This is a genomic window from Pseudoduganella sp. R-31, assembly GCF_049913235.1.
Lineage (GTDB): Bacteria > Pseudomonadota > Gammaproteobacteria > Burkholderiales > Burkholderiaceae_D > Rugamonas.
Window position 1 is genome coordinate 5859918 of sequence record NZ_CP183986.1, and the last position, 12628, is coordinate 5872545.

Here is a 12628-nt window from a genome sequence, read left to right on the forward strand (position 1 = left end):
CGTCATCAGGTTACCGGCGCCGGATTGAATAGCGCCAGTGAATTATGGATCTTCCAGTGTTCGGCCCAGGTTTCCTTGCCGCTCGCCACATCCAGCATCAGGCGGAACAGCTCCCAGCCCACATCCTCGATAGTGGCCTCGCCGCTGGCAATGCGGCCCGCGTTCACGTCCATCAGGTCGTGCCAGCGCTGCGCCAGGTCATTGCGGGTGGCGACCTTGATCACGGGTACCGCCGCCAGGCCGTAAGGCGTGCCGCGGCCGGTGGTGAAGACGTGGATGTTCATGCCAGCCGCCATCTGCAGCGTACCGCAAATGAAATCGCTGGCCGGCGTCGCCGCGTAGATCAGGCCTTTCTGCGTCAGCTTGTCGCCCGGCGACAGCACGCCGTGGATGGCGCCCGAGCCGGACTTCACGATCGAACCCATGGCTTTCTCCACGATGTTCGACAGGCCGCCCTTCTTGTTGCCCGGCGTGGTGTTGGCGCTGCGGTCAACGCCGCCGCGCTTCAGGTAGTCGTCGTACCATTGCATTTCGCGGATCATTGCCGCCGCCACCTCAGGCGTCTCCGCGCGGGACGTGAGCTGGTCGATACCGTCGCGTACTTCGGTCACTTCCGAGAACATCACGGCAGCGCCGGCACGCACCAGCAGGTCGGTGGCAAAGCCCACTGCCGGATTGGCAGTCACGCCCGAGAAGGCATCGCTGCCGCCGCACTGCACGCCCACCACCAGTTCCGAAGCAGGCACCGTTTCGCGCTGGCGCGCATTCAGCACTTTCAGGTGATGCTCCGCCGTGCGCATGATCGAATCGATCATCGAGTTGAAGCCGACGTGCGCGCCATCCTGCAGGCACACCACGTCCGGCTCACCGGCCGCCGAGTTGAGATTGGCCGACGCGATCGGGATGCTCCCGGCAGGGAACAGGCGGGTCGGCGGCAGCTTTTCGCAGCCAAGGCTGACCACCATCACCTGGTTGCCGAAATTCGGGTTCTTGCTGATATTGCGCAGCGTGCGGATCGGCACGTCGGCGCCAGGCGCATCGATCGCCACGCCGCAACCGTAGATGTGCTCCAGCCCCACCACGTCGTCCACGTTCGGATAGCGCGGCAGCAGTTCTTCCTTGATGCGCTTGACCGCGTGGTCGACCACGCCCGACACGCACTGCACGGTGGTGGTCACGGCCAGGATATTGCGCGTGCCGACCGAGCCATCGGCATTGCGGTAGCCCTGGAAGGTGTAGCCCTCCAGCGGCGGCAGCGGCGCCGGCTTGCGGGTGCCGATCGGCAGGCCATCGAGCGAACGGGCGCCCGGCATGCGCAGCACCTTTTCCGAGACCCAGGAGCCGCGTGGAATCGCCTGGTCCGCGTAGCCGATGGTCACGTTGTAGCGCGTCACGGGATCGCCTTCGGCCAGGTCGACCAGGGCGACTTTATGCCCTTGTGGCACGCCTTCCACCAGCGTCAGGCCGTCGGGGAATACCGAGCCGGCCGGCAAGCCGCCGTCATTGACCACGATGGCAACATTGTCTGCCTCGTGCATCTTGATGTAGCGTGCGAGTTTCATTAGATGTCCTTTTGATGATCCTGAACTTCATTTTCAGTATGCCACACAAAAACGACGATTGGCTAGTCCACCTTGCATATTTGGTCTGACCAAATTAGAATGGCCTGACCAGATGACGCAGTTACACCACACCTAAAACGTCGCACGGAGACCCATGAAGCCGACATCGTCCCTGCTGGCAGCCGCCCTGGCCTGCCTCTTCGCCCTCAGCCCTGCCCACGCGGAAGGTCCTTACCGCAATACCGACAACAAAAATCCGAACGACGCCGGTGAAGGCAGCTACCCGGTCCCGTACAAGATGCCGACCGTCGCCGAGATCACCGGCACGCTGCAGAAAGTACGCGGCTACATGGACAGCGTGACGCCGACCCGCATCGTCAGCAAAAAGACCGGCGAAACAATCACCGACCTGAAAACCCCTGTGGCCGACGCGATCTTCGAGCCGAGCAAGGGCGACTTCGGCATCCAGGTGTACGAAATGGGCGTGGTGCATTCCGGCCTGCTGCGCGCGGCCGAAGCGACCGGCGACCGCAGCTTTCTCGCCATGACCGAGCGCCACCTCAACTTCTTCAAACAGACCAGGCCCTACTTCGCCGCCCAGGAAAAGCAGTTCAAGCTGGAGCGCGGCAACAGCTTCTCGCGCTTCCTCGACCCGCGCTCGCTCGATGATTCCGGCTCGATGTGCGCAGCCTTGATGCGCGCCCGCGCCGCCAAGGTCGGCCCCGACCTGGCCGACATGATCGCCACGTGCAGCGACTGGGTCGCCAACAAGCAGTACCGCCTGAAGGACGGCACCCTGGCCCGCAAGCGCCCGCAAGCCGAATCGCTGTGGGGCGACGACCTGTACATGGGCGTGCCGGCGCTGGCCGAAATGGGCCGCATGACCGGCAAGCGCGCCTACTATGACGACGCGGTGAACAATGTGCTCAACATGGCGGGCTACCTGTTCAACCCGCAAACCAAGCTGTACACGCACGGCTGGCACGCCGGCATGAACGACGCGCCGAACTTCTACTGGTCGCGCGCCAACGGCTGGGCGGTGCTGGCCATGTCCGACCTGCTCGACGTGCTGCCGAAAGACCACCCGGGCTATCCGAAAGTGCTGGCGCAACTGCGCCTGTCACTGCAAGGCATTGCGGAACGCCAGTCCGGCAGCGGCCTGTGGCACCAGATGATAGACCGTAACGACTCCTACCTCGAGACCTCGGCGTCGGCCATCTTCACCTACGTGATCGCCCACGCCGTCAACCAGGGCTGGATCTCGCCTGCACCATACGGCTCCATCGCACAAGCCGGCTGGGCCGGGCTGCAGACGAAAATCACCAGCCAGGGCGAAGTAGAAGGCACCTGCGTCGGCACCACCCTGGCCGGCGACATGGTGTACTACTACAACCGGCCAACCAGCAAGCACGCCCTGCACGGCTACGGCCCCGTGCTGCTGGCCGGAGCCGAAATGATCAAGCTGGTCACCAATCCCAAGCTCGACATCCAGTACCGCGTCCGCACCTATCACTACCTGCCGAAAGGCGGCCAGACCGACTACCGCGAACACCACTGAGGAGCAGTCATGAAGACCACCCGCATCCTTGCCGCACTGGCCGCCGCCCTGCCCGCGATTGCCGCCAGCGCAGCGGAACGCCTGACCATCACGCTGCAGCACGACCTCGATATCGCACGCCCCTCGGAAACGGTGACCGTCCCCTGGTCGGAAGTGAACAAGGCCCTGCCGCACGCCCTGGTCCAGAAAATCGCCGTGCGCGATGCCTCCGGCCGCGTGGTGCCGCACCAGGTCACCAATGTCGCGCCGCAGGCGAAAGACCCGCAGAACGTCGGCACCGCTTACGGCGAGCTGATTTTCCAGCACAGCTTCAAGGCCGGCGAAAAGTCCGCCACTTACACGGTTGAAAAAATCGACAGCGTAGCGCCCGTATTCGCGGCGCAAACCTTTGCCCGCTACGTCCCCGAACGCCTCGACGATTTCGGCTGGGAGAACGACAAGATCGGCCACCGCACCTACGGTCCCGCGCTGGCTGCTCCCGCTCCGGCGGGCGTCGTGAAGGAGGTGCTGGTGACCTCCGGCCTGGACCTGTGGTTCAAGCGCGTGCCTTATCCGATTGTCGATCGCTGGTACAACAAGGGCCACGACCACTACCACCATGACGAAGGCGAAGGCATGGACATGTACAACGTCGGCCGCTCGCGCGGCGCCGGCGGTACCGGTGTGTGGGACGGCGGCAAACTGTACGTATCCACCAACTACGCAAGCTGGAAAGTTCTGGCCAACGGCCCGGTACGTTCCATCTTCGAGCTGTCCTACGCCGCATGGGACGCCGCCGGTCTGCCGGTGACGGAAACCAAGCGCTTCACCGTCGACGCCGGCCAGCAGCTGGACATGATCGAGTCCACCTTCAGCTATGCAGGCGACAAGCCGCTGACCGTTGCCGTAGGCCTGAACAAGACCCCAAGCGACAAGGGCCAGACCCCTCAAATCGCCACTAGGCGCGAAGGCAAGGTGCTGCTGCAATGGGTCGAGCAAGCCAGCAACGGCGCCTTCGGCACCGCCGTCGTCGTGCCGGCGGCACAAGGCTTCGCTGAAGACGCCCTGAATGAACTGATCCTCGCCCCGGCAAGCGCCGGCAAGCCACTGCGCTACTACGCCGGCGGCGCCTGGAGCCGCGCCGGCGAAATCACCACCCGCGAGCAATGGGAAGCCTACGTCGCCAACGCCGCCGCCCGCGCCGCCAACCCCGTGCGCACCGCCCTGGCGGCAAGCAAATGAGCGGCCCGCACCGCACCACCCAGCCGAGCCCGTGTCACACCCTGGGGTCAGGCCCCAAGAGTGACACGAGCCCAGCTGTATCCGCTCGCCGCGCCTTGCTCCGTGCAGCGGTCGCCGGCGGGGCATTGATCGCTTCGCAGCCAGCGCTGGCACGTTTCGCGGCGGCCGTGGCGAATGCCGCCGCCAGTGACCCGGCGGGCGGCGACCCATGGCTGCGCGCAAGGGAAATCGCCGCGCGGTTTGCCACGCCAATCGCCTTTCGCAAGCAGGATTTCCTGGTGACGGAATTCGGCGCCAAGCCATGCAAGCTGGTCTCCGTGCAAGGCCAGGTCGCATCGCTCGAACCGGGCACGCTGCAAACGCCGGCAAAAGGCAGCCATGACTGCTACCCTGCCATCACCGCTGCAATCGCCGCCGCGCACCAGGCCGGCGGCGGGCGCGTTGTCATTCCAGAAGGCGCGTGGTACATCAAAGGCCCGCTGGTGCTGCGCTCCAACGTCCACGTGCACTTGGCAAAAGGCGCGCGCCTGGTGTTCAGCGCCAATCCGGACGATTACGCGAAATACGGCGACATCGACTGCGGCAAGAACGGCAAGCTGGTTCGCAGCCGCTGGCAAGGCAACGATTGCCTGAACTTCTCCCCGCTGGTGTATGCCCACGGCCAGAAGAACATCGCTCTCACCGGCGAAGACTGGACCTCCGTAATGGACGGCCAGGGCGGCACCCCTTTCGAGAACAATCCGAGCGAATGCTGGTGGGACTGGAAAGGCCGCGGCAAGCCTGCACGCGAACGCACCGAAACAGCCATCAATCCGAACAACGCCGCGCAGGTGCAACGCGCGCCCGGAGAGCGCATCCTGATTCAAGGTTCAGGCAATCGCTGGCAGAGCGACTCGCGCTACCTGCCCGTGCTCTCCGAGTCCAGTGTCCCCGCCGATCAGCGCGTGTTCGGCCAGGGCCACTTCCTGCGCCCCTGCATGGTCGAACTGATCGAATGCGAGAACGTCCTGCTCCAGGGCTACCAGATCGTCGGCGCCCCGTTCTGGGTGCACCACCCGGTCGCCAGCCGCAACGTCCACTTCAAGGACGTGAACATGGAAAGCCTGGGCCCGAACAGCGATGGCTTCGATCCGGAAGCCTGCGACGGCGTGCTGGTGGAAGGCTGCACCTTCAACAACGGCGACGACTGCATTGCCATCAAGGCCGGCAAGAACAGGGACACCCACTACGGCCCCACCCGCAACATCCTGATCCGCCACTGCGTGATGAACAGCGGCCATGGCGGCGTCACGCTGGGCAGCGAAATGGCCGGCGGCATTGAGCACGTCTACGCCGAGCAGATCGAATTCAGGAACCTGCACTGGGCCAGCGACGCGCTCAACACCGCCATCCGCCTGAAGACCAATATGAACCGTGGCGGCTTCCTGCGCCACCTCTACGTCCGCGACTGCACGCTGCCGAACGGCGTGCAGACCAGCCCGGGCTTCTACAAGCCGCTGTCCGGCACCACCAGGCCGTCCGGTCCGGTCGCATCAAGCGCCGGCGCCGTGATCACCTTCGACTGCGATTACGCCCCTGCCGACGACGTGGTGCGCACGCGCCCTCCCGAAGTGTCGGACATCGAGATCTCCGGCCTCAAGGTGGGCAACGTGGACACGCCCAATGGCAAGGTCTCCTGCTACCAGGCCATCGTGATGCTGGGTCCTGTCGCCAGCAGCTACAACGGCCCCGCCGGCGCGGCATTTCCGCCGATCGCGCGCGTGAGAATCCGCGACTGCGACTTCGGCACCCCACGCAATGCCGGGCAACCGTGGCTTCTGCACAACGTCCGCGCACTGGTTCTCGACAACGTCACCATAGGCGGAAAGCGCTATAGCGGGGAGTTTTCCGCCGACGCCTGATCTGGACAGGCCAATTTTGCAAATAAATAAATTTGGACTGACCACATTGCAAAATTCTTAGCATAAAATAGCGCAACCGGCCTGACCACTTACAAGAGCCGGCAGCAATAATAACCAGGAGATGGCATGAAGTTCACGGATCAAACCGAGGCTTTGCGCAAGTTCGCGCTGCGCCTCGTCGGCACTTACTCAGTCACCGCGCTGGCCATGGGCCTCGCCCACGCACAGGCCACCGCACCGGCCGCGCCGGCCGCGGAACCGGAAATGAAAGTCGTGGTCACCGGCCTGCGCGCCGCGCTGGAATCGGCGCTGAACAAGAAGCGCGAGGACAACGGCATCGTCGACGTCATCAAGGCCGAAGACATGGGCAAATTCCCCGATACCAACCTGGCCGAATCGCTGCAGCGCGTGCCAGGCGTGGTGATCGACCGCGACGCGGGCGAGGGCCGCAGCATCACCGTGCGCGGCCTGGGCCAGGACTTCACCCGCGTGCGCATCAACGGCCTGGAAGCGCTGGCCACTACCGGCGGCACCGACAGCTCCGGCGGCACCAACCGCTCGCGCGGCTTCGACTTCAACGTATTCGCCTCCGAACTGTTCTCGTCGCTGACCGTGCGCAAGAGCTCTTCCGCCGACGTGGATGAAGGCTCGCTGGGCGCCACCGTCGACCTGCAAACCATGCGCCCCTTCGACCTGAAAGGCTTCAACGCCACCATCACGGCCAAGGGCAAGTACAACGACCTGTCGAAGAAGACCGACCCGCGTGTGGCCTTCCTGCTGTCCGACACCTTCGCTGACCGCAAGGTAGGCGTTCTGCTGTCCGGCGCCTTCTCCAAGCGGCAGTTGCTGGAGGAAGGCTTCTCCACTGTGCGCTGGGATAACGGACCATCGAGCGGCGGCTGGTGCGCGCCGCGAGGCGTGGCGGCCAATCCAGCCAACTCCACCGCAGCCACCTGCGGCCCTGCTGCCCAAGGAGTACCGCGCCTGCCCGCTTCGCAAGCGGCGACCGACGCCTACAACCTGGCCAGCAGCGCCGACAACTTCCATCCGCGCCTGCCGCGCTACGGCCGCCTGACCCACGACCAGGACCGCGTCGGCCTCACTGGTTCCGTGCAGTGGCGCCCGATGCAAGGCTCGCTGGTCACCTTCGACATGCTGTATGCAAAGCTCGATGCAACGCGCCAGGAAGACTTCCTGGAAGCGATTTCGTTCAGCCGCTCCGCCAGCCAGGGCGGCAAGCCGCAAACCTCGGTCGTGGAAGCGCAGTACGCACCAAACGGCAACCTGTTGTACGGTAAGTTCAACGGCGTGGACATGCGTGCCGAGTCGCGCTACGACGAGCTGTCCACCACCTTTACCCAACCGACGCTGACCCTCGACCAGCGCCTGACCGATACACTGCAACTGCAGGCGCGCGTCGGCCGCGCCACCTCGAAGTTCCGCAATCCGGTGCAAACCACCACCACGCTTGATGCGCTGAACGTGAACGGCTACACGATCGACTTCCGCCAGGACGACCGCCATCCGATCATCTCGCTGCCGTTCGACCCGGCAGCCGGCGGCAGCATGGGAATCGTCGGCGTGCCGCAAGTGGCCAGCGGCACCCAGCCGACCACCATTCCAAATACCACGAGCAGCGAAATCCGCATCCGCCCGCAAGGCGCCAACAACCGTAACGACACGGCGACCGTGGACCTGGCCTGGGAGGCGTCGGACGCGCTGACCATCAAGGGAGGCCTGAATCGCAAGAAATACGACTTCGATTCCTACGAGTCGCGCCGCGTGAACCAGAACGACACGATCTTCGCGCCGCCGGCAGGCTCCGGCAACCTGACGACCACCGTGAGCGGCTTCGGCAAGGGGCAGAACCTTCCGGCCGGGACCTATACCACCTGGCTGATTCCCGACCTGAACGCCATCGCCAAGGCCTACGACATCTACTGCAATTGCATCAAGAGCGGCCCTGCCGGCGGTCCCGGCGACTTCACCCTGTCCTCCATCACCAACGGCAATGCGCGCGGCAACAACCGCTCTGTCAACGAGGAAGACAAAGGCTTCTACCTCATGGGCGAGTTCAAGACGGAGCTGGGCAGCGTTCCGCTGCGCGGCAATTTTGGCGCGCGCTACGTAAAGACCGAGCTTTCTGCAACCGGCTACCAGGCTGCAGGTGGCGGCACTGCGGTTACCGTCAACAATGAATACTCTGACACCCTGCCGTCCCTGAACATCGCTGCCACGCTGACGCCGGATTTGATCGCCCGCTTTGCCGCGGCCAAGGTCATGACCCGTCCGCAGCTGAACAACCTGTCGCCGGGCGGCACCATCGCCACCACCGGCACGCCAAGCATCACCACTGGCAATCCGCTGCTCAAGCCCTTCCGTGCCAAGACCTTCGACACCAGCCTCGAATACTACTTCGGCAAGAACGCCTTTGTCGGCCTGGGTCTGTTCCAGAAGAACATCAGCACCTACATCCAGTCCCTGCGCACCAATATGGCGTACAATGACACCGGACTGCCCATGTCGCTGCTGCCAGCCAACTTCACCGGCGAAGAAGTTTTCCAGGTAACGGCTCCGATCAACACCGATGGCGGCAAGCTGAAAGGCTTCGAGCTGAATTACCAGCAGCCGTTCACCTTCCTGCCGGCATGGGGCAAGGACTTCGGCGCGCTGCTGAACTACACCCACGTGAAGTCGAAGATCGAGTATGTGGTTTCGCCAACCAGCGACACCCGCATCACCGACGACCTGCTCAACCTGTCGCCGCGTTCCTGGAACGCCACCCTGTACTACGACAACGGCAAGCTCAGTGCCCGCATTTCGGCTTCCTCCCGTTCCTCGTTCGTGACCCGCGTGCCGGGCCAGAACAACAACGACGTGGAAGGCAAGAACAAGTCGCTGAACGTGGACATGTCCGTGTCGTACAAAGTCAACGACAAGCTGGAACTCACGCTGGAAGGCGTGAACCTGACCAACGAAGAAAACGACCAGTTCGTGAGCCGCGCGCGCAACAGCGTGGTGGTGAACAACGTGACCGGCCGCGAATTCCTGGCCGGCCTGCGCTACAAGTTCTAAGGTGTTTCAAAGGCGTCTCTCCGCCTCTGCTTCCGGCCCCGCCTAGTGCGGGGCTTTTTTTTTCTGCGAGAATGTCCACAGTTGTTCCTTACCCCAAGGTGGACAATATGGCTAGCGATATGCAATTGACGGATATTCCCGGCGAGAGCCCGCATTTTGTACGCTCGGTCACCGAGATGGGGGATACGCGCGACGTCATTGCCAGCGAAGACATCTACGCCAGCAACGGCACCAAGATTTTGGCCAAGGGCGCCCGCATCGACAGCAAGCAGTTCGAAAAACTCACCCGCTACAAGCTCTTCGCCCCGCTCGACCAGGTGCTCTCTTCCGACAAGGCCGTCGACGCCGCCACGCTGGCGATCGAGTTCGACCGCATCCTCGAACACGACACGATTTACCGCCAACTCCTGGCGCGAGCCGGCGACCCGCGCCAGCTTAAGCACTGCACCGCCAACCTGCGCCTGCACTCGACCATCGAATTGCGCCTGACCGTCATGGCGGACAAGCACAAGGACGTGTTCGAGCACACGCTGCGTACCGCCATCATCGCCTTCGCCTGCGCCCAGCGCATGGGTGTTCCAGTGGGCGACTTGCCTGCCGTGCTGCTAGCAGCCCTGTGCCACGACTTCGGCGAGATGCACACCGACCCGCGCATTCTCGACCAGGCGCACCATGTCACGGCGGAGGAACGCCGCTTCGTGCACGTGCATCCCGTGACCGGCTACGTTCTGCTCAAGGATTTGCCCGGCTTCCCCGCCGCCGCGAGCAAGGCCGTGCTGCAGCACCATGAACGGCTGGACGGTAGCGGCTACCCCAACGCCCTGCGTGGCGCCCAGGTCGACCGGCTGGCGCGCATCGTTGCCGCCGCCGATGTCACCGAAACCGTACTGCGCCGCCTTGACATGCAGCGCCTGGAAATGCTGTACCGGATTAACAAGCCGCGCTTCGATGGCGATGTGCTGGCAATCCTGCGCGACCTGCTTCAACCGCAGTCCAATCACCCGGCTGAAACCGCCCCCTCCGGCGATCCATCGGAGCGACTGAATCATCTGTCGGAATTACTTCATGCCTGGTTCGACTTGCGGGCAATGCTGCAGGAGCGCCCCGCCGCAGACGCTCCCGGCTCGCCAATGGAATTCCTGTTCGAGCGCATGGCATCGGTCCGTTCGCTGGTACTGCAGGCCGGCTTCAACCCGGACGACATGACCAGCATGCTGGCCATGATGCAGGGCGACCCCGAAGTACTGGCGGAATTGCGCGCCATGCTGGACGAAATGGATTGGCTGCTGACCGACCTGGCCAATGAAATCGACCGCCGCTCTCCGGAGCTGGACAGCTTGTCGCAGGGTGCGCTGAAAGACCTGATGCAGCACCTGCGCCCCGATGTTCATTAACAAAACGGTTGCAAATGCTTACACCGATTACATGGCGTGATGTTTTTTGCGGGCCGCACCCACCCTATACTGCAGCCACGCGCTTCGCGATAACCAACCAAAGAAAGGGAACGCCATGAAAACCACCAAGTTGTTCGCCGCCGTCCTGGTATCGGCATTTGTCCTGCCTGCCTTCGCCCAGTCCACCCCGAACCTGGACAAGCGCGAAGAGCACCAGCAAGCCCGCATCGCCCAAGGCATCGAGTCCGGCCAGTTGACCGCCAAGGAAGCACAGCACCTGGAGGCGCGCGAAGCCAAGCTGGCAAACGACGAAGCGATGGCCAAGGCCGACGGCAAAGTCACCCGCAAAGAGCGCCACAAACTGCAGCGCGAGGCTGACCGCAATAGCGCCGCAATCCATCACCAGAAGCACGACAAGCAAACCCGCTGATCGTCCAAGTCCCTTCCCTTCGTGCCGCACCTGTTCGCGTGCGGCACGGCTCCCCTCCTCCGTCCTGCCCATCCCTCCGCTAATCCATAACGTTGTCGATATAATTTGACAACACCATTGTCTCCACGACATTGGCCTGCACGTTCGATATGGAACAGGAGATCCATCATGGCAAAGGGACCAACCCTTCAACGCTATGACGCCATCGTTGTCGGCAGTGGCCCGGGCGGCGCCAGCGTCGCGCATACGCTTGCGCGGCATGGCCAGCGCGTATTGGTATTGGAACAGGGCAGCGGTGCGCCGCTAAAGGGCACGCTGGCGCAAATGGCGGGGATCGGCGCCATTCCAGGCAAGGGAGCGTTCTTCCACCGCGATGCATCGCTACTGGTGCGCGGACTGGCTACCGGCGGCAGCTCCACGCTGAATTTCGCCACGGCGGCGGCCCCGCCGCTGGAACGCTTTGCAGCGCTGGGCATTGACCTGGCTCCTTCGCTGGCGGAATGCCGCGCCGAACTGCCGATAGGCCAGTTGCCCGATGAATTGCTGGGCCCCATGGCGCAACGCATCATGCAGGCCGCGCTGGCCTCCGGTCTCCCTTGGCAGAAACTCGACAAAATGATCCGCCCCGCCATCTGCCGCAGCGGCTGCTGGCGATGCGTCTACGGCTGCCCCTATGGCGCCAAGTGGACTGCGCGTGACCTGCTGGACGAGGCGCGCCTGCGCGGCGCGCATATCCTGGACCATGCGCCGGTCCGGCGCGTGCTGCTCGATCGAGGCCGCGCCGTCGGCATCGAATACACGCGCGACGGGGCAGTCCTCACGGCCCATGCCAGCGTAGTCATCCTGGCTGGCGGCGGCATCGGCAGTCCGCGCCTGTTGCATGCCTCAGGACTGGCGCCGCGCAGCCTGCCCTTTATCAGCGATCCCGTCGTGGCGGTGATGGGCTTCGTCGACGACATCGACGGCGGCGCCGAAGTGCCGATGACCGCCGGCATGGCGTTGCCGGAAGAAGGCTTGTCACTTGCCGACCTGACCCTGCCCAAGCCGATGTACCAGGCCTTCGCGCTGCAGGTCGGCCGCATAGACCGATTGTTCGCGCACCGCCGCACGCTCAGCATCATGGTCAAGATCCGCGACCTTGCCGGTGGCGGCATCGGCCCGCACTGGGTCGACAAAACGCTGCAGGCCGCCGACCGCGAACGCTTCAAGCGCGGTACCGCGCTGGCACGGCGCATCCTGGCCCAGGCCGGTGCGCGCCATGTATTCCAGAGCTGGCATTTCGCCGCCCATCCCGGCAGTGCGCTGGCAGTTGGGAGCGGCAGCCCGGCCGCTGTCGACAACGATTTGCGTACCTCCACTGCGGGCCTTTACGTCTGCGACGCCTCCGTCCTGCCCGCCCCCTGGGGCTTGCCGCCCACCCTCACTCTGCTTGCACTCGGCAAGCGGCTGGGGCGCCGACTACAGGATTCTTTGTAGTCAAAATACTT

At 64.0% G+C, this 12628-nt stretch carries 8 protein-coding genes; 7 read left to right on the plus strand and 1 reads right to left on the minus strand.

What is annotated here, in order from left to right; translation table 11 throughout:
* Positions 1 to 5: 5 nt before the first annotated feature.
* Positions 6 to 1562, minus strand: coding sequence for a galactarate dehydratase (gene garD / locus ACN9MY_RS26695; protein WP_426319161.1), 1557 nt, complete (start codon positions 1560 to 1562; stop codon positions 6 to 8).
* A 154-nt stretch (positions 1563 to 1716) separates the two neighbouring features.
* Here garD and ACN9MY_RS26700 point away from each other — a divergent pair, with 154 nt between their 5' ends.
* The 7 genes from ACN9MY_RS26700 to ACN9MY_RS26730 all read left to right on the plus strand — a co-directional run bounded on the left by ACN9MY_RS26700 (position 1717) and on the right by ACN9MY_RS26730 (position 12617).
* Complete coding sequence (locus ACN9MY_RS26700; protein ID WP_426319162.1) at positions 1717 to 3120, plus strand: glycoside hydrolase family 88/105 protein; 1404 nt, start codon at positions 1717 to 1719, stop codon at positions 3118 to 3120.
* A 9-nt stretch (positions 3121 to 3129) separates the two neighbouring features.
* Positions 3130 to 4341, plus strand: a complete 1212-nt coding sequence (locus tag ACN9MY_RS26705; protein ID WP_426319163.1) for a DUF4861 family protein — start codon at positions 3130 to 3132, stop codon at positions 4339 to 4341.
* Positions 4338 to 6242, plus strand: coding sequence for a glycoside hydrolase family 28 protein (locus ACN9MY_RS26710; RefSeq protein ID WP_426336375.1), 1905 nt, complete (start codon positions 4338 to 4340; stop codon positions 6240 to 6242). Before ACN9MY_RS26705 ends, ACN9MY_RS26710 begins: the two co-directional genes overlap by 4 nt.
* A 126-nt stretch (positions 6243 to 6368) precedes the next feature.
* Positions 6369 to 9317 (plus strand): TonB-dependent receptor, encoded by a 2949-nt coding sequence (locus tag ACN9MY_RS26715; protein ID WP_426319165.1) that lies wholly within the window; start codon positions 6369 to 6371, stop codon positions 9315 to 9317.
* 107 nt (positions 9318 to 9424) lie between these two features.
* Positions 9425 to 10711: an HD-GYP domain-containing protein gene (locus tag ACN9MY_RS26720; protein WP_426319166.1), complete on the plus strand. Its 1287-nt coding sequence runs from the start codon at positions 9425 to 9427 to the stop codon at positions 10709 to 10711.
* A 115-nt stretch (positions 10712 to 10826) separates the two neighbouring features.
* Complete coding sequence (locus ACN9MY_RS26725) at positions 10827 to 11141, plus strand: hypothetical protein (protein WP_426319167.1); 315 nt, start codon at positions 10827 to 10829, stop codon at positions 11139 to 11141.
* 168 nt (positions 11142 to 11309) lie between these two features.
* Positions 11310 to 12617, plus strand: coding sequence for an FAD-dependent oxidoreductase (locus tag ACN9MY_RS26730; protein ID WP_426319168.1), 1308 nt, complete (start codon positions 11310 to 11312; stop codon positions 12615 to 12617).
* The last annotated feature ends 11 nt before the right edge of the window (positions 12618 to 12628 follow it).